Raw genomic sequence first — 17,286 nt, 5'->3', positions numbered from 1 at the left:
AGCAGGTGAAAGAAGATCAGGGATCGTGGCTTCATGGCGTTGCTCCTGCAGAAGTGGATGGCCGTGGGGCCGTGTAGAGACAGGCCAGACAGAGCATCTGGCCATGCGCGATATAAGACAGGCTTTCCAGCACAATGGCATTGGTATCCGCATCTACGACGGAATTAACGCTATTGTTGAGATTTAATCCTCTTTGCCAGCCTTTGCCCGGCACCTGAAGCGACTCTACCTGCTGGCGCAGCGCTTCACTCCAGCTATTACGAAACAGGGCATACCAGGCAAACGCAGAACGGGTTGAGGTAATGGCTACCTTCTCCGGTGCTTCGTCGCGCAAGGCGCGTGCCTGTACTGGCTGTCTGTCTGGCAGGTCGGTAACATAATCCGGTGCCGGTTCGGCATAATCCGTGCTGACAGGCGGTTTTGGTGTACGGAGGTGGTGGCGACGCTGCTGAATTTGCATAATTCGCCACGCGATTTCCGCGCTCTGGGCATCAAAACCCAGCTCAAGACCGGTTAACAGATAGGGCAGGCTGATCAGAGAGGTCTGCTTGCCCCAGGGCGTACGTAACCCTTCATCGGGGACCATGATGCCATCCAGGTCGATCATCTTTTGCCCTTCAGGCGGGTTGGTGACCGCGAGGCCCGCTGCACTGTCAATCAAACGCAGGGTATGGCTGGCATAGAGTCGATAGCCAAAGCTGTCCCGCTGTTCATCGGCAGTCAGCGTCCAGTGATGAAGCGGCACGGCCGCCTGGCTTTGAGTGTTATTTTCAATCAGCGAGCCGGTACGCCAGTGGCTAAACACATCACCAACCGCCGCGGCGTGCTGAGGGTAGCGCCACAGGAGAGTCTGAAGTGCCGTCAGCAGGCGGCTGAGCCCTATGGGCGAGGCGTCTGATTTGCCGAGGATCTTCAGCGTGTCCGCATGATAATAGGCGGCCGGGAGCCCTTTATCATTGAGCGGTAGCGCCCCCAGCGTGAACAGGGCGGCGCCGATCCGCTCGTCAAACTCATCGGTGGTAATAATATTGAGTTGCTGTGCAGCGATGGTCGCAAAGAGATAGCTTCCCACGCTCCAGAGGCTTAGCCATGGCTCACCGTCGCTGGCGTTCGCCAGCCCGTTTGGCTGGGTATTATTCACGTAATACTGCCATGCCACCCGCGCCCAGATGGCTTCGTTATAGGTCAGTTCGCGTGTCGCAGGCAGTGGAGGGAAATCTTTACTGAGCGCAATGCCGCCGCTGCTTTCCACACGCGAAGGCATTTGTTTCTCAACCCACACCACAATGGCAAAACCGAGCAGGAACCCCAGCAAAATTGTCAAATAACTGCGCGCAGAAAGCAGGGCATCGCGTCGTCTCATTGGCTGACCTCTCCCTCTTCAGTTGGCGTCCACATGGCCGCAAAAATCAGAGGGAGCATGGCGGCGATATTGACCGCCCCCCAGAAAATATTGATGACGTAACCAGATGGATCGTCAACCTGGCCGCGAGCGACCTGGATTCCTCCCCAGAGAAGCCCCGCCAGGGTCAGTACCACGATGGCAATCTGCGGCTTCACCAGATAGAGAAAACGGCCGGTTTGCCTCTCTTTCGGCGTAACATGAAACTTGATTTGTTCGCCTCGCAGCACGGTGTTGAGCGCGCGCAGATTCATGGAAAAGAAGGAGAGGTAAGAGGCCCTGCCGTCCCAGGCCGAAATCCCCCAGGTGCCGAACATAAAGGCCAGCTCAGAGAGGATAAAAAAGGGCAGAAAGTGGAGATAGAACGGCGTCGACCAGGCTGAAACCGGTGGAATGCCGGTGAACAGGTAAATGATGGGCGAAATCAAAAACACCGTGTTCCACACGCAGGCCAGATAAGACCAGAAGGTTGTGGCGTACATCAGCGTCTGAGGGAGAGAAAGCTTAAAGCGGCGGCGACTGAAGATATTGTCATGGAACAAAATATCCAGCGAACCGGCGGCATACTTAAAGCGCTGGATCATCCAGGTCAGCATATCCTGCGGGGAGAGCATTTTCGATTCAACGCGCGGGTGCATGACCGAACGCCAGCGTCTTGCGGCATCACCGTGCAACAAAATTGAGGTATAGATATCTTCCGATACGTGGAATTTGTAGGGCGTTAATTCGGTGTCAAATGCAACGTGCGGACGCATCGCATTCTGCAAGGCTTCCCGCGTTTCTTCGTCACGGATATCCCGGGTATGGCGATGGATCTCCTCTTCAACAGACCAGGCATAGCTTCTCAGTGCGGCCTGCATTACGGCCTCACGGCGGTGAATGGAGGCCGCTCCACAGCAGAATGCCGCATTGGCCCAGTTGCGGCGTCGCAGGATCACGTCATAGAACATGCGCGGGTCGTTGAAAAACGGATCGCGGCCAAGGGTCACCGGGCCAACCAGCTTCTGGATCGCCCAGCCCAGGCCATAGCCAACTTTCCCTGCTTTACGGTGTCCCCAGTGTGACAAATTTTCGCCTTCCGGCAGGTCGAAGAACCATTGGGGGGTCTGTACCCAGGCGACATCGGGGTCGCGAAAATAGCCGAGCGTATGGCTGAGAAGAGTAGGGAAGACCCGGGTATCGGCATCGCAAATAACAATGAAGTCGCCGTCGGTTTGCTCAAGGCCGTTGCGCAGATTGCCGGCCTTAAAGCCGATGTTAGTCTGGCGACTGATGTAATTGACGCCTTCCTCTTCGCAGACGGCTTTCATATCCGGGCGGCGGCCGTCATCAAGCACGTGGATCCGGTAGTCAATCGGGAAAGGGTAATCCATCTTCAGCGCATCCTGAATGGAGAGCCGTACCAGCTCGGTGTCTTCGGAATAGGTTGCGATGAATAAATCCACTTTAACAGGACGCGGTTCCGTGGCCTCCTCGGGCGACAGACAGGCGTTAATATCGCTGGGAGGGGGACTTTGCGGTGGATCCTCTTCTTTCCACAAATTGATGGTAAACAGCACGGTTCCGATCCATGCCAGGGTTTCGGCGAGGACCAGCGGAATGGCATACCACAAGGCATCGGTATTCAGGGAGGCGGTCCAGCGCCAGTAAATATAATTTGCGCCCAGTATGAGCGCCGCGACCGCTAACACCTGCCAGGTCATCATGACCCAACGTGGCGTTTTTAACGGTTCCGGAGGTTGACGATGTTCAAAACGGGAAAAATAAAAATCCATAGATCCGGCTTTCCTGATTCCGTGAAAATGCAGCCCCATTCTGCGGCGCAGACAGTTACCCGAAGGCCAAAGAAAAAGCGATTGAACGAAATTTAAGGTAAGTGTAGAACGCCGAATAAAAGTGTCCAGCCATGCCCATAAGTAATATTTAGCATGGGTTAATTGGATGTAAATTTTGCTTAATCCATTTTCTCTGCCAGGGAGAAATTGCGGTTACTATTTCTATAGGCTATCTACTTTATTTAGAACTTTATTTTCGATTCCTGGTAAAGGACACCCTATGAGCCATATTGCGCCGTTGCTCGCGCAAGAAAATAATTCAAAATCAACAACATGGCGGTATGCCGTTGCAGGTGCACGAGACCTGAGAATCGACTTTATGCGCGGTATTGCCCTCGTCATGATGGTCGTGGCACATACGGAAGTGATGTCGGTATTTAATATATTTTCCTGGGAGCGTTTCGGATTAACCACCGGCGCAGAGGGTTTTGTGATTCTCTCAGGATTTATGTTGGGCATGCTCAACCGTGCTCGCCTGCAAAAAGTGGTATTACTTACGGTGTCATGGGGGCTTTATCTCCGGGCGTGGAAAATATATCGTGTAAATATCATTATCATAGTGTCATTTATTCTTCTGGCATGGGTTCCCAATATTACTCTTTTCGAGGTTACCCATTTTACCGATCGCTTTTCGGGTGAAAGTTGGTCGCTTTATCCGGTGACACCGCAAATAAAAGAGACCTGGTTCAATATCATTCTCTATTTGCAGATTGGCCCCCATCAGACTCAAATTCTTGGGCTATATATCTTTTTATTGCTCTTTAGCCCTCTGTTTTTAGGGATGTTGCAGAAAGGGAAGGTCTGGTGGCTGCTGGGGCTGTCGCTGCTGGTGTACAGCCTGTGGCAGCGTTGGCCGCTGCGGCTGACGCCAGCGGAATTCGAATTCGCTTTTCCGCTGCTGGCCTGGCAGTTCATTTTCGTGCTGGGCATGGCGTGCGGCTGGTACAAAGCCGAATTACTCTCTTTTGCCCGCACGCCGGCAGGTAAAGTGGTGGTGGTTGCGCTGGTGATGGTATCACTTGTTCTGGGGTTTGTTGCGCAGAACCATACCAACCCGTTTATGCCGCCTGCGCTGCTGTTGCATGTGATTCCACCTGACACCTTCAACACGTTTTATCACACCTGGGCTGCAAAAAATGGGCTGGGTCCGGTGCGGGTATTAAACGATATCGCGCTGATGGTTACCGTCTATCTGGTGCTGACCTGGTGGTGGGTGCCGCTCAACAAAATGTTCGGATGGTTTCTCATTCCGTTAGGCCAGCACTCGCTTTATACCTTTATTTTGCATGTGTACGTGGTGTTGCTGGTGAGTCAGTTCATTACGTTCGATTTATGGCGTCACGCCTGGACAGAAAACACGTTAGTGCATGCTGCGGCACTAGGCATACTGTGGCTCATGGCGAAATATAACGTCGCCGCACGCTGGATACCTAACTAAGGATGGCGGTTATGCGCGAGAAATGGCTTCTGGCGGGCGTGCTGCTCGCCGCAACATCTTCCGCAGATGCGGCACAAAGTAATGAAAATGACACCCTGCGCGATAAAAACGGCGAACCGGTACAGGCTGGCGTATTTACCAGTCGATGGGGGCGCCTGTTTTCGGGTAATGACAAAAAATTCTCAGGTGCCCTGAGTTTCAGTTCGGGGCTGAAAGAGCAGTGGATGAGCATTCCAAACAGCTCAGACAGCGCCACACAAAAGCGAAAAATTAACCAGACGCTGAATCTCAGCCTGCAGTATTCGCCCTATAGCTTCTGGTTTGCCAACATTACCTCCCGGCTGCCGGTCAGGGATACCAGTCGCTACACCGCAGATTTTCGTTACAGTTTTGGCTATGACGACTGGCATGCTAATACGGTTAGCCTTGTGTACAGCAACTACGGTGATAATCACTTCTGGACGCCTGGTAGCCGACGACATACCTACTTCGAGCAGGGGGCGGTGACTCTCGCCTATAAGTTTTCCTTACCGAAGCCGATAGAAAAATCGCTTCTGATCAACAAAGGCGACTCTATTATCTGCCAGGCAGGGTACAGTTGGGTCCCACGTTACTATGACCTTAGCAGCGATGACATTCGCAAAAATAAAAATGTATTCCTCGGCGGCTGCGGTTACACCTTTAAACAGCATTTCTTTATTCGGGCAACGGCATTCTGGTTCCCCGACAGCAGTCAGCAACAACCCTGGAACGGCGATTACAGCTACAGCTTTGGTTATGCAGGCTATACGCCGGGTTCGTTCTCCGTCCAGTACGCGAACTACTCGGGGACACGCTACCCTGGCCACAGTAACGGGAATGCTAAGTTCCGCGAAGGCACCGTCAGCCTTATCTGGTTCTTACCGCTATAGGGGGATGCATGTCAGCGCTGCACGTTTTAATCGTTGAAGATTCGCTGATTTATCGTCGCTTACTCTCCCGGATGCTCACCCAGTGGGGCTACATCGTGAGCGAGGCGGAGAATGGCGTCGCCGCGCTGGAGATATTGGCCAGCGAGCCCGTCAGCATGGTGATCAGCGACTGGGAAATGCCCGTGATGGACGGGCTGGCTCTGTGCAAGGCGATCCGTAGCCGCGAATGGGGTCACTACGTTTACGTCATCCTGTTAACGGCGCGCGAGAACACGGGCGATTTGACGCAGGGTTTTCATGCAGGGGCCGATGATTTTTTGAGTAAGCCCGTCGAGCAGGCAGAGCTACGGGCACGGTTACACGCAGGAGGGCGCATTTTGACGCTGGAAGCGACGCTCGCCGCGCACAATAAGCGTCTGAGCGAGGCCTTACACCAGCTTGAACAGGATCTTGAGCTGGCGGCGCGTGTCCAGCACTCCGTGCTGCCTTCGCACCGCTTACGTTATGGCAATTACTTTTCCGACTGGCTTTTCTTACCCTCAGCCTGGGTCTCGGGCGACGTCTTTAATATTTTTGCGCTCGATTCCCATCTGGGTTTTTATTGCGTCGATGTTTCCGGTCACGGCGTAGGCGCGGCAATGATGTCCCTCGCGGTTGCGCGCCAGTTTTTACATGGCCGGGTGGTGGACCGGTTCTTGTTTACCGAAGCGGGCGGGGTTCAGTCTCCCGCTGAGGTGATCAGAATTCTGAATAGCCGGTTTTGCAGTGAAGAGAACGACATCACCAGCTATTTCACCATTATCTACGGGGTAATCGATCCTGCAACGGGTCAGGGATTGTTGTGTCAGGCAGGGCATCCTACCCCCGTAATTGTGAATGCAGACAGTGCCGTCACCGCCGTGGGTGACGGCGGACCGCCTGTAGGGCTGATCCCCGATCTCAGCTGGGACGATGTGGCGTTTACCCTCAATCCAGGGGATCGCTTATGCTTATTCAGTGACGGGATCACGGAATGTGAGAATGTCGAGGGCGAGCAGTTTGGCCCGCAACGTCTCCAGCGCTGGCTTCATCAGCACGCCCGTTTGCCTGTTGATGAACTGTTATCACAGTTTGGTCAACACCTGACCGACTGGCGTAACGCACATCGCGATGAACCGACCGCCTTAACTGACGATGTTTCACTATTAGTAATTGAGCGGCAGGGAGAACAGAATGATGATGAACACTGAACGATTACCGCATGCCAACGTACTTACGCCGGCGGTCCGGCGGCTGGATGCCTCCGTTGCGGCAGCGTTTAAAGCCACTGTGACGGAAGAAATTGGCAGCGATCGTAAAGCCCTCATTGTCGACTTTAGCAAAGTAGATTTCATCGACAGCAGCGGGCTGGGGATGCTGGTGTCGTTGTTCAAGTTGATGAATGGCAAAGGAGAAATGGCGCTATGTTCCCTGAACCCAGGGATCATGAATATGTTCACTCTGACCCGGATGGATCGCATATTTCGCATCTATCCGGATAAAAGCACCGCGCTTGCGCAGCTGGGGCAGTAAATGCAGACGCCGGAGCAGGCAGAATTTCCGGCGGTGCTCGGCTCGCTGACGCCGCTGGCAAGCTGGCTGGAAGAGAGGCTATGCGCGCTTACCGTTGATGATGAATGGCGTTTCGCGCTCGATCTCGCCGTCTGTGAAGTGGCGACGAATATCATCCGGCATGCGTTGCATGAGGATCCCTCAAGCGCATTCCGCGTGCGGTTCGACATCCGCGACAGCGACGTCTGCCTTATCTTTACCGACGCAGGTGAGGCGTTCCCGCAGGAGCGGCTTGATGCCGCCAGACGAGACCGATTTTGTGAAACATCGCCATTGCTGGAGAGCGGCAGAGGGTTGATGCTGATTTTGCTGAGCGTCGATCGTTTTACGGTGGAGCGCGTGGCGGGTGAGAATATCGCCACGCTTGAAAAGAAAATAAGCGTATGACCCGATGACCATACGCGTGCTGTGGGACTATTGCTTATTCGTCGCAAACAGCTCCGGCGCCCACGGTGTGGGATCAACCTCCATGAACGGCGCCCGTTCAAACCGCGCCTTCAGCGCCCACGGCACCGTGCAGTCGAAGATAGTCTTGCAGGAAATGCCATTTCCACGGATCGAGGTGCTGTAGTCCGGCGACTGCGACGGATCCAGCTGGTGGCCGCGGATCCCCGGAAGCGTGGTAATGCTCACATCGCCCTGCATGCGGGTGGTCATTGCCCACAGGATATCGTCGCTGTCGAAGATATCCACGTCTTCATCCACGAGGATAATGTTTTTCAGCTCGGAATAGGTGGCCAGGGCGATAAGTGCCGCCTGGCCCTGACGTCCTTCGTCTGACGGCTGGCGTTTTTTCACCTGTAAAATGCCGAGAAATTTACCGCCTCCGGCGGTGTGGGCGTAAACGTTTTGCAGAAAGCCGGGAATGGCCTCTTCGACCGCGTTGCGAATGCTGGCCTCGGTCGGCAAACCGGCAAGCGTGGTGTGCTCTTCGCCCGGGCCCACCAGCGTCTGCAGGATCGCGTGGTTTCGCATCGTCACGGCTTTCACTTTGATCACCGGCAGAGATGGATTCGCCTCGCCGCAGTAGCCCGGGAACTCCGGCATGGCGTGGCCGGTGTTGGTGTGCTGATCTTCTCTTACGCGCACGCCGGGAAGCAGTTCGCCCTCGATGATGATTTCCGCCCGCGCAATCGTTTTCTCTTTTACCGCCACGCCCTGTACCAGCTCCACCGGTTGCTGGCGTAATGCCCCGGCGACACCAAGCTCGTTGTAACCGAATGGCGTGGTTGGCGCTTCGAAACAGGCCCCAATGTAGATAGCCGGGTCAAGTCCCATATTGATGGTTACCGGCAGCGGTTTGCCCGCCGCTTCGGCCTTCTTGCGAAAGACTTCGATATGGCGACCGGCGGCAAGGAACATAGAGAGTTCATCTCGCTCCTGCACACAGAGACGGTGAATGGTCACATCGGTCAGCGAGGTATCTTCCGGATCGCTTGCCAGTACCAGCCCCAGACAGAAGAACGGGCCTGCATCAATCGGCGTGTTGGTCGGGGCCGGAAGCAGCTTACGCAGGTCAAAGTCCGGATCGTCGGCGTAAAAGACCTGCTCCTGGCACGGTGCCTGCGAGGCCGGAACCACCACCGGTGCAACGGGGTTTTTCACCGCCTGACCAACGTGCTGCGCCAGCTTCGAGGGTTCACAACCCAGCAGAAGCGCCGCTCTTTCCCGGCTGGCGTGCATACCTACCAGGATGCGGGAGCCAGGGTAGCCCTTCACGCTATTGAACATCATGGCCGGGCCCGTTCGGGTGGGGCGTTTTACGGTACCGCCCGCGCCGATATGGCGGTAGACGCCCGCCAGTTCAGCATTGGGATCTACCGGGTGATCGGTTTCGATATAGTGACCTGGATGGCGTTGCAGCAACGCGATGGCGCTTCTGAGATCGTTGATGGGGTTTTGCATGTTTTTCTCCCTTAATGGCTGACCTCCATTGTTGGGCGAACGACAGATAGCATCAATTGCATCATTGATGCTATCTTGATAAGAATTTTATTATCAATTTTCGCGGGACTTCATCATGCAATTTCGTCTGATGCGTAATTTTCTGGTGGTCGCTGAAGAGCTCCATATGCACCGCGCCGCGGAGCGTCTGAACATGGCGCAACCTGCGCTGAGCCAGCAGATTAAAGCGCTGGAGGCGCGTCTGGGCGTCACACTGTTTAGCCGTGCACATCGTCGCTTAACCCTGACGCCTGCCGGAGACGCGTTTCTGGTCAAAGCCCGGCTGGCAATTGCGATGACCGAGCAGGCCGTGCTGGACGCCAGACAAACCGCCCGTGGCGAACAGGGGGTGTTGAATCTGGGATGTGTATCGAGTGCGATGTTCGACGGTAAGCTGCCTGCAACGCTGCGCCAGCTGCACGAGAACTGGCCCGCGATTGCCATTTCGCTGATGACCGGGAACGTGCAGACGCTTTACGAAGCCGTGCAGACCAACCAGCTGGACGTGGCGATTATCCGGGCTCCGCTGCCTGCGTTACCTGACGATCTGCAATCTCGCCCCTTTACCTCAGAGAAAACGGTGCTGGCGCTGCCTCGCCAACACTCCCTGGCCACGTCATCCGCACTGACGCTTTCATCCGTGAAGGACGAAAAGTGGATCTCGCTGCGCGATCCGCAAGGCATGGGGCTGGAACAATATTTCTATGACGCCTGTAACGGTGCGGGTTTCCAGCCGGAGGTGGTGCAGAATGCCACCGACGTGCCCACCGTCATCAGCCTTGTCGCGGCGGGATTTGGCATTGCGCTCTTGCCCGCCTCAGCAAGGGCGGTGAGCGTCGGGAATGTGGTTTACGTCGACATTATTGATCGGCTCAGGGAGAGCGAACTGACGCTGGTTTGTCACCGAATCATTCGTTCTGAAGTCTTAAAAAAATTCCTCACCACCGTTGCTCAGGGTTGACGCCCGGCGGCCAGCAGCAGTTGTTCGCGCAGCCAGGCGTTCGCCGTGTCCTGACTGTTTTTAGGATGCCAGAACATGCTGATGGCGATCGGCTGGAGTGGCAGCGGGGGCGGGAAAATATCGAGTGTGGTGGCGAACTGCTGCAACATGCGTCCCGGTAAGGTGCAAATCAGGTCAGTCCCCGCCACCAGAGGCGGTGCCATGGCATAGCTTTGCGTGGACATCACCACGTTGCGCTGATATCCCAGCCCGGCCAGCGTCTGGTCGACAAAGCCGGTAAATGGATCGCCCTGGGAGGAGACTACCAGATGAGAGAGTGCGCAATACTGCGCCAGATCCAGCGGCCCCGTACCGCGAGGATGCCCTTTGCGCTGGGCGGTAGCAAACGCGTCTTCAAACAGTTTGCGTCTGACCCAGCCGTCGTGCGCGCCCGCACTCACGCCGATGTAAATATCAACGTCTCCGCTTTCCAGCTGCTGGGTCAGGTTCACCCACTCCGGCAGGGCGAAACGCAGGCGGATCCCCGGCGCTTCACGTCTGATGTGATTCAGCAGTTCAGCCCCAAGCATCAGGGCCGGGTTTTCATGCAGGGCAATGACGAACGTGCGATTGCTCTCGCGGGGGTTAAACCCGGTGGGGGCAAGCATCGCGCTGATGCCACGCAGAACGGCCGCGATCTGAGGCCTCAGCGCCTCGGCACGGGGTGTGGGCAACACCCCACGTCCATGTGGGGAAGGGATAAACAACGGCTCGCCAAAAATGGCACGCAGGCGCGAAAGACGGGCTGACAGCGCGGGCTGGCTGACCCCCAGACGTGCGGCGGCGTGCGTGATGTTCCGGTCGGTGAGCAGTGCATCCAACGTCAATATCAGGTCAATATCCAGGTCTGAAAATGGCGTCATGTTGTTTTCCGTTGTTTATTTAGCTGTGCTGGCGTCCCGGTTGGTATAGGTAACCGGAACCCAGGCATAGCCCGCGCGTTCGCCTTTGGTGACATAACCGATACCGGGGAACGGCAGGTGTGGCGCGGCAATCAGATCTCTGTTTTTGACAAAGTCGTCAAAGGCCTGCTTGCGCACTCGGGCTGCTCCGTCCTGATCTTCATCGTAGGCGATGGTCACATCAGGCTGCGGGAACTGTACCGCAGCGACGTGGATAATGTCGCCCACGAAGGTAATTTTCTCGCCTTTACTTTCCAGCGTATAGAAGGCCGAGCCCGGTGTATGGCCGGGGTGAACCGTTCCGGTAATACCCGGCAGCAGCGCTGATGTACCGGTAAAAGGCACCACTTTGCCGGCATCAAGATACGGTTTTAAAGTCTTCTGTGCCACGTCAAAGTAGTTCTGATCGTAACCGGTTTTTTTCTGATTCTCTTCATTGAAGAAAAAGTCGATATCCGGTTTCCCCACGAACACGCGGGCGTTGGTAAATACCGCCTTACCGTCTTTTATCAGGCCACCGGAATGATCGGAATGCGCGTGCGTCAGTAAGATTTCCGTGATGTCCTGCGGTTTGATCCCCTGCGTTGCCAGGCTCTCGATTAAACGCCCGCCGTTGCCCGGACCAAAAAGCTGGCCGGAACCGGTATCGACCAGAATTTTGTGTCCCGGCAGCGCAATCAGAAAGGCGTTAATGGAAGCTTCAACCGGGTTAGCCTGGAAATTTTTCGCCAGTAACGCATCGGTTTTCTGCGCTGTGGTCCGGCGCAACAGCGTGTGCAGATCCTGCGCGACGCTGCCGTCCGTAAACGACGTAACCAGCACGTCGCCCACCTGAACGCTGTAACCGCCCGCCGGTTGTTCCACCACGTGCTGAGGCGTCTCTGCCAGGGAGTGCAGCGCAGGGTAGAAGAGCAGTGAACTGGTGATGAGCGTAGAGAGGGCAAGTTTCTTGACAGTAAGCATGATGATCTCCTTTAGTAAGTCCTCATCTTACTTATGCATCAAAATTTAAGAACCCGCTCAACAGTGATAGGACCTATAAATGGGATGGATAGCTCAGTGGGGTGACCGGGCAACGGCAATACCGTGCCCGGCGGGCAGATTGTTACGGCTTCCAGCTGTCCGGCGTGGCTTTTGACCATGAGCCATAAGCGGCATTAGGCAGCACAATCCAGTCATTGCCAAAATGCTCTGCGTTTGCCTCAACCAGCTCGCGCTGCTGCTCACTCGGTTTTTTGTTTTTAAACTGCACGGCGAAATCCGGCAGGCTGTCGCCAAACAACATAATGATCTGCTGTTTTTTAAGGATGCTCTGGCGGCGCTCTTCTTTACTCACCGTATCCAGAAGCACGCTGTCGTCCGAGACCTGCGGCAGGCCAAGGGATTTTAACGTGTTGATGGTATCTGCTTTATTTTCCTGCATGCGGTCAGAGACATAGTAGATACGCACCTTGCTTTGATTCACATGCTCAAGAAACGCCTTCGCGCCGGGGATCAGGCCGGGTTTTCCCTGTTTTTCCCAGTCGCTCCAGGTATCCCATTGGGTGTAGTCATGGCACTGTTCCATGTCGCGCACCAGCAGCGGGGTGTTGTCGAGCACGGTTTCATCCAGATCCATGACCACCGCGTAATTTTCTGGCGTTTTCAGATCTTTCACTTTCTCGTCAAAACGGCCGGTGGCAAAACGGTACGTCTGCAGCTGAAGCGCCATGATTTCAGCTGACTTCTGCTGGTAGCGCAGCGCCATTTCGTAGGCTTTTGGTTCACACAGTTCATTATTTGCCGCGGTAGCGGTTGCGCTCAACATCGGTAATGCCACCAGTAATGCCTTAGCTATTGAATTCATTATTGTTTCCTTAACACCCTTGTCAAAATGACGAAAGCGTAATGAATTTAAGTGACAGAAAAATGACGGTTGCACATTGGGGCTCTGTTGAAACGTGCTTTCGATCCTGAACTAAGCTTGTACTTCATTCCGCGTAAAATGTGGGTCATTCGAGGACAATGAATGGAATTCAGGACATTTCAAAAGCAGTGGGGTGCTGAGTTTATTTCCAGTGACGTTGTACGTTTTCGCGTCTGGGCTGAGGGACAACAACAACTTACGCTACGTCTGGCAGAACGCGATCTGCCCATGACGGCGGTCGGGAACGGCTGGTTCCAGATTGACGTACCTGGCGTGACGCATGGCACCGAGTATCAGTTCGTTTTACAGGACGGCATGGCGGTACCTGACCCCGCATCGCGGGCGCAGAAAGGGGACGTTAATGGCCCCTCCGTGGTGATTGACCCCGGCCGCTATCAGCCCATCAACCCAGACTGGGCAGGGCGACCGTGGGAAGAGACGGTGATTTACGAACTGCATATTGGCACCTTTACGCCGCAGGGCACCTTCCGGGCGGCTATCGACAAGCTGCCGTATCTGGCTGAACTCGGCATCACCCAGCTTGAAGTTATGCCGGTTTCACAGTTCGGCGGCAGCCGCGGCTGGGGCTATGACGGCGTATTGCTGTATGCCCCGCATTCCGCCTATGGCACGCCGGAGGATTTTCACGCGTTCATCGATGCGGCGCACGGCCTGGGCCTTTCTGTCGTGCTGGATATCGTACTCAACCATTTCGGCCCAGAAGGGAACTACTTACCCTTGCTGTCACCCGCGTTTTTTGATGCGCAGAGAATGACGCCGTGGGGTAACGGTATCGCCTATGAACGGGAGCCGGTCAGACACTACATTCTTGACGCGCCCCTGTTCTGGCTGACCGAATACCGTCTGGATGGCTTACGGTTTGATGCCATCGACCAGATTAAAGATACGGCGTCGAAACATATTCTTCAGCAGATCGCAGAAACGATCCGCGAAGCGCTCCCGGATCGTCATATCCATCTCACCACCGAGGACAGCCGTAACGTGATTTTCCTGCATCCACGCGATGAAAAGGGAGCCACGCCGCTGTTTACCGCCGAGTGGAATGATGATTTCCACAACGCCGCCCACGTCTTTGCCACCGGCGAAACGCATGCCTACTATCAGGATTTTGCCTTCGAACCGGAAAAAAAATTCGCCAGAGCACTCGCAGAAGGGTTTGTCTATCAGGGTGAGGTCTCTTTGCAGACCGGACACTCACGCGGGGTGGAATGCCACACCCAGCCGCCGACCTTCTTTGTCGATTTTATTCAAAACCACGATCAAACCGGTAACCGCGCCCAGGGCGAACGGCTTATTACCCTTGCGGGCGCGGATAAAACCCGCGTTCTGCTCGCCGCGCTGCTGCTGTCACCCCATATCCCGCTGCTGTTTATGGGCGAAGAGTATGGCGAAACCAACCCGTTCCTGTTCTTTACGGATTTTCATGGCGATCTGGCGAAAGCCGTGCGGGAAGGGCGGGCAAAAGAGTTTACCGGCCACAGCGGACACGATGGCGATGTACCGGATCCGAATGACAAGCAGACTTTTGCCCGCTCAAAACTGGACTGGCACAACGTGACGACTGCGCAGGGTAAATCCTGGCTGCGCTTCACGCGAAGCCTGCTGGTCCTGCGGCATCGCTATCTTGTGCCGTTACTTCGCCCTGGCGGCACCGTTGAGGGCAAAATCGTTAAGACTGCTCCCGGTATGGTGGCGGTGAGCTGGTCTTTCCCGACGGGGACATTGTCGCTGGCGCTGAATATCGGTAATAAGCCCGTTGACGTTCCTGCGCTGGCAGGCGAAACGCTCTTTAGCTGGCCGGAGGCCGCTGAGGTGTTAGCGCCGAACAGCATTGTCGTTCGTTTTGCAGATGGAGACGCATCATGATCCCTTGTGCCACATACCGAATACAGTTCCGCAATGGCATGACCTTTGACCGCGTGGTGGAGCTGGTGCCATACCTTAAAGACCTCGGGATCAGCCATCTCTATGCCTCACCGATATTTACCGCCACCACCGGTTCAACCCACGGTTATGACGTCACCGATCCTAACGAAATCGATCCTGCCATTGGCGGGCGCGCCGGTTTCGACCGCATGACGGCGGCACTCAGGCAGGCGGGAATGGGGCTCATTCTGGACATCGTCCCTAACCATATGTCGACCTCGCTGGAAAACCGCTGGTGGCGGGACGTTATCGCGTTTGGTCAGCAAAGCCGTTACGCGCACTATTTTGATATTGACTGGTCGCGCCAGCTGACGCTGCCGTTCCTTGGCGACACCTTTGAGGCCGAGCTGGTGAAGGGGGCAATTACTCTGAAACGTGACAGTGTCACCGGTGAGGCCGCGCTGGTCTACTATGACACAGCCTATCCGCTTAACCCCGGAATATGGGCTGCGGAGAAAAGCATCGAGGCGATCCACGAGGCGCAGAGCTGGCGGCTGATGTCCTGGCGGGAAGCGCCGAAACAGCTCTCATGGCGGCGCTTTTTTGAAATTACCGGCCTGGTGGGCGTCAGAGTGGAAGACGAGGGGGTGTTTCAGGATACGCATCGCCTGATCCTCGAGCTCGTGCATACAGGTATTGTCGACGGGTTGCGCATTGACCATATCGACGGGCTGGCCGACCCGCTGGGTTACCTGCAGCGGTTACGGCAGGCAACCGGTCCCGACTGTTATATCACGGTGGAAAAAATTCTCGCCAAAGGGGAACAACTGCCTGCGGAATGGCCGGTATCCGGCACCACCGGATATGAGTTTATCGCCTCGCTGGCCGAAGTGCTGGTCGACGATAATAACCTCGGACGGCTGGAAAAAATCCACGACGAGACGCTGGGCGTGACGGTCGATCGCCATGCGGAACTTCGCAACGCTAAAGGGCTGATGACCGATCGCAATTTTGAGGGTGAATTCACAACGCTGCTTAACATTGCCACCGACCTTGCCCGATGCAACGACATTGACGTGCCGCAGGACGACATACGCTACACGCTGCGCGAACTGCTGATTGCGTTTCCGGTCTACCGCACCTACGGCACCGCCGACGGGTTAACCGCCCCGGATGTCGCGCTGTTGAACCGCGTTGTTGCCAGCGTCGACGCACCGGAACCGGCGTTAAGCCTGTTGGTGAGGATCCTCACCGGCGACCTGGACGCCAGCAGCCGCGATGCAGCCTCGCTGTTCAGAACCCGCTTCCAGCAGCTTACCGGGCCGCTGATGGCGAAATCGGTGGAAGATACGCTCTTTTTCCGCCATAACCTCGAGCTCGCCCTGAACGAAGTGGGGGCCGATCCCACCCCGCGCGCGTTCTCGTTATCCCGCTTTCACCAGGAGATGCGCATCCGTCTGGCCCGTCAGCCCGATGCGCTGCTGGGGACCTCCACGCACGACACCAAGCGCGGGGAAGACGCGCGGGCGCGCCTCTACACCCTGACGGAAGCCCCGGAACAGTGGGGTGAAAATCTGGCGCGCTGGCGACAGATGAACCAGACCCAGGTGCGTTTTCTCAATGACGGTACCGCGCCAAACGCGGCCGATACCTGGATGATCTACCAGGCGCTGGCGGGCGTCTGGCCTGCAACGTTGTCGCCTGACGATGGTGAAGGGCTGAAGTCTCTCGAAGCGCGTTTCCTCGGGTTTATTGAGAAAGCGCTGCGCGAGGCCAAACAGCGTACCGACTGGATCGACAGCAATGAGAGCTATGAGAGCGTGGTGCTGAATTACGTCCGGCACTTGCTGTCCCCTGAGAACACGCTGTTCCTGCATGATTTCTCGTCCTCCCTGCAACCCTTTATCCGCGCCGGGCTGATGAACAGCCTGAGCCAGACGGTGATCAAACTGACGGCGCCGGGCGTACCGGATATCTATCAGGGAAGCGAGGCGCTTAATTTTAGCCTGGTCGACCCGGATAACCGGCTGGAGCCGGATTTCGCCACGCTGAGGCAAAACCTTAGCAGCGCCGACGCAAAGCTCTTTGCCGACGAACAGCAGTGGCGAAACGGCAGGGTGAAGCAGTATGTCACCGCCACGCTGTTACGCGTCCGGCAGCACTATTTACCGCTCTTCCAGTACGGCGACTGGCTGCCGCTGAAGGTCAGCGGCGAGCGCGAGGAAAACCTGATTGTCTACGCCCGCGTGAAGGACGGGGAGGCGCTGATTGTTGCCGTACCGCGTCTGGTTTTTGCTACCCCCACAAACGAAACGCTGTGGGCCAACACTTCGGTCGTCATCCCCGAAGAGCTTTCCGGGAAACGCTACCGGGATCTGTTTACCGGTGAACGTCGGGCGCTGCGGGAGACGCTGGATTTAACGTCTGAAACAGGAAGTTTGTTAGTTCTGCTTACCTGCGAATAATCGTGG

14 protein-coding genes are annotated in these 17,286 nt (G+C 55.9%); 8 read left to right on the top strand and 6 right to left on the bottom strand.

Annotation, left to right across the window (positions count from 1 at the left end; all coding sequences use genetic code 11):
* Positions 1 to 31: 31 nt before the first annotated feature.
* Entirely contained in the window at positions 32 to 1,363 is a 1,332-nt protein-coding gene (locus ACOTX3_RS10475; RefSeq protein ID WP_045294132.1) for a DUF3131 domain-containing protein, read from the bottom strand.
* Complete coding sequence (locus ACOTX3_RS10470; protein ID WP_058679072.1) at positions 1,360 to 3,177, bottom strand: glycosyltransferase family 2 protein; 1,818 nt, start codon at positions 3,175 to 3,177, stop codon at positions 1,360 to 1,362. Before ACOTX3_RS10470 ends, ACOTX3_RS10475 begins: the two co-directional genes overlap by 4 nt.
* Positions 3,178 to 3,457: 280 nt before the next feature.
* Here ACOTX3_RS10470 and opgC point away from each other — a divergent pair, with 280 nt between their 5' ends.
* Genes opgC through ACOTX3_RS10445 form a run of 5 tightly spaced genes read left to right on the top strand, consistent with a single transcriptional unit; the run spans position 3,458 to position 7,563 of the window.
* The gene (gene opgC / locus ACOTX3_RS10465) at positions 3,458 to 4,675 is read left to right on the top strand and encodes an OpgC domain-containing protein (protein WP_058679073.1); all 1,218 of its coding nucleotides are present in this window, start codon (positions 3,458 to 3,460) and stop codon (positions 4,673 to 4,675) included.
* A gap of 11 nt (positions 4,676 to 4,686) precedes the next feature.
* Positions 4,687 to 5,586 (top strand): hypothetical protein, encoded by a 900-nt coding sequence (locus ACOTX3_RS10460; RefSeq protein WP_045294355.1) that lies wholly within the window; start codon positions 4,687 to 4,689, stop codon positions 5,584 to 5,586.
* 8 nt (positions 5,587 to 5,594) lie between these two features.
* Positions 5,595 to 6,815: a PP2C family protein-serine/threonine phosphatase gene (locus ACOTX3_RS10455; RefSeq protein WP_058679074.1), complete on the top strand. Its 1,221-nt coding sequence runs from the start codon at positions 5,595 to 5,597 to the stop codon at positions 6,813 to 6,815.
* Positions 6,799 to 7,137 carry an STAS domain-containing protein gene (locus ACOTX3_RS10450; protein WP_045294124.1) on the top strand — a complete coding sequence of 113 codons (339 nt, stop codon included), beginning with the start codon at positions 6,799 to 6,801 and terminating at the stop codon, positions 7,135 to 7,137. The genes ACOTX3_RS10455 and ACOTX3_RS10450 overlap by 17 nt, the downstream gene beginning before the upstream one ends.
* Positions 7,138 to 7,563 (top strand): ATP-binding protein, encoded by a 426-nt coding sequence (locus ACOTX3_RS10445; RefSeq protein WP_045294122.1) that lies wholly within the window; start codon positions 7,138 to 7,140, stop codon positions 7,561 to 7,563.
* A gap of 27 nt (positions 7,564 to 7,590) precedes the next feature.
* On the opposite strand, the gene ACOTX3_RS10440 is transcribed toward ACOTX3_RS10445, so the two are convergent.
* Positions 7,591 to 9,081: a UbiD family decarboxylase gene (locus ACOTX3_RS10440; protein WP_058679076.1), complete on the bottom strand. Its 1,491-nt coding sequence runs from the start codon at positions 9,079 to 9,081 to the stop codon at positions 7,591 to 7,593.
* 115 nt (positions 9,082 to 9,196) lie between these two features.
* On the opposite strand from ACOTX3_RS10440, the gene ACOTX3_RS10435 reads away from it, so the two are divergent.
* Complete coding sequence (locus tag ACOTX3_RS10435) at positions 9,197 to 10,081, top strand: LysR substrate-binding domain-containing protein (protein ID WP_058679077.1); 885 nt, start codon at positions 9,197 to 9,199, stop codon at positions 10,079 to 10,081.
* On the opposite strand, the gene ACOTX3_RS10430 is transcribed toward ACOTX3_RS10435, so the two are convergent.
* The 3 genes from ACOTX3_RS10430 to ACOTX3_RS10420 form a co-directional block, all read right to left on the bottom strand.
* Complete coding sequence (locus ACOTX3_RS10430) at positions 10,072 to 10,983, bottom strand: LysR family transcriptional regulator (protein WP_058679078.1); 912 nt, start codon at positions 10,981 to 10,983, stop codon at positions 10,072 to 10,074. The genes ACOTX3_RS10435 and ACOTX3_RS10430 overlap by 10 nt on opposite strands.
* Positions 10,984 to 10,998: 15 nt before the next feature.
* A complete protein-coding gene (locus ACOTX3_RS10425; protein WP_058679079.1) occupies positions 10,999 to 11,985 on the bottom strand; it encodes an MBL fold metallo-hydrolase in 987 nt (328 codons plus the stop codon).
* 142 nt (positions 11,986 to 12,127) lie between these two features.
* Complete coding sequence (locus tag ACOTX3_RS10420) at positions 12,128 to 12,868, bottom strand: 5'-nucleotidase, lipoprotein e(P4) family (RefSeq protein ID WP_058679080.1); 741 nt, start codon at positions 12,866 to 12,868, stop codon at positions 12,128 to 12,130.
* Between the two features lie 162 nt (positions 12,869 to 13,030).
* On the opposite strand from ACOTX3_RS10420, the gene treZ reads away from it, so the two are divergent.
* Both treZ and treY read left to right on the top strand, forming a co-directional pair.
* Positions 13,031 to 14,815 carry a malto-oligosyltrehalose trehalohydrolase gene (gene treZ, locus ACOTX3_RS10415; RefSeq protein WP_058679081.1) on the top strand — a complete coding sequence of 595 codons (1,785 nt, stop codon included), beginning with the start codon at positions 13,031 to 13,033 and terminating at the stop codon, positions 14,813 to 14,815.
* Positions 14,812 to 17,280, top strand: coding sequence for a malto-oligosyltrehalose synthase (gene treY / locus ACOTX3_RS10410; RefSeq protein ID WP_127869160.1), 2,469 nt, complete (start codon positions 14,812 to 14,814; stop codon positions 17,278 to 17,280). Before treZ ends, treY begins: the two co-directional genes overlap by 4 nt.
* Positions 17,281 to 17,286 lie beyond the last annotated feature (6 nt).

The organism is Enterobacter cloacae complex sp. IR5384 (assembly GCF_049237265.1).
Taxonomy (GTDB): Bacteria; Pseudomonadota; Gammaproteobacteria; order Enterobacterales; family Enterobacteriaceae; genus Enterobacter; species Enterobacter cloacae.
This window is presented reverse-complemented; position numbering and strand designations above follow the sequence as displayed.

What these genes read in the sequence shown, in the direction of transcription:
- ACOTX3_RS10475 (WP_045294132.1), bottom strand. Translation starts at nt 1,363, where the DNA reads ATGAGACGACGCGATGCCCTGCTTTCTGCGCGCAGTTATTTGACAATT.
- ACOTX3_RS10470 (WP_058679072.1), bottom strand. Translation starts at nt 3,177, where the DNA reads ATGGATTTTTATTTTTCCCGTTTTGAACATCGTCAACCTCCGGAACCG.
- opgC (WP_058679073.1), top strand. Translation starts at nt 3,458, where the DNA reads ATGAGCCATATTGCGCCGTTGCTCGCGCAAGAAAATAATTCAAAATCA.
- ACOTX3_RS10460 (WP_045294355.1), top strand. Translation starts at nt 4,687, where the DNA reads ATGCGCGAGAAATGGCTTCTGGCGGGCGTGCTGCTCGCCGCAACATCT.
- ACOTX3_RS10455 (WP_058679074.1), top strand. Translation starts at nt 5,595, where the DNA reads ATGTCAGCGCTGCACGTTTTAATCGTTGAAGATTCGCTGATTTATCGT.
- ACOTX3_RS10450 (WP_045294124.1), top strand. Translation starts at nt 6,799, where the DNA reads ATGATGATGAACACTGAACGATTACCGCATGCCAACGTACTTACGCCG.
- ACOTX3_RS10445 (WP_045294122.1), top strand. Translation starts at nt 7,138, where the DNA reads ATGCAGACGCCGGAGCAGGCAGAATTTCCGGCGGTGCTCGGCTCGCTG.
- ACOTX3_RS10440 (WP_058679076.1), bottom strand. Translation starts at nt 9,081, where the DNA reads ATGCAAAACCCCATCAACGATCTCAGAAGCGCCATCGCGTTGCTGCAA.
- ACOTX3_RS10435 (WP_058679077.1), top strand. Translation starts at nt 9,197, where the DNA reads ATGCAATTTCGTCTGATGCGTAATTTTCTGGTGGTCGCTGAAGAGCTC.
- ACOTX3_RS10430 (WP_058679078.1), bottom strand. Translation starts at nt 10,983, where the DNA reads ATGACGCCATTTTCAGACCTGGATATTGACCTGATATTGACGTTGGAT.
- ACOTX3_RS10425 (WP_058679079.1), bottom strand. Translation starts at nt 11,985, where the DNA reads ATGCTTACTGTCAAGAAACTTGCCCTCTCTACGCTCATCACCAGTTCA.
- ACOTX3_RS10420 (WP_058679080.1), bottom strand. Translation starts at nt 12,868, where the DNA reads ATGAATTCAATAGCTAAGGCATTACTGGTGGCATTACCGATGTTGAGC.
- treZ (WP_058679081.1), top strand. Translation starts at nt 13,031, where the DNA reads ATGGAATTCAGGACATTTCAAAAGCAGTGGGGTGCTGAGTTTATTTCC.
- treY (WP_127869160.1), top strand. Translation starts at nt 14,812, where the DNA reads ATGATCCCTTGTGCCACATACCGAATACAGTTCCGCAATGGCATGACC.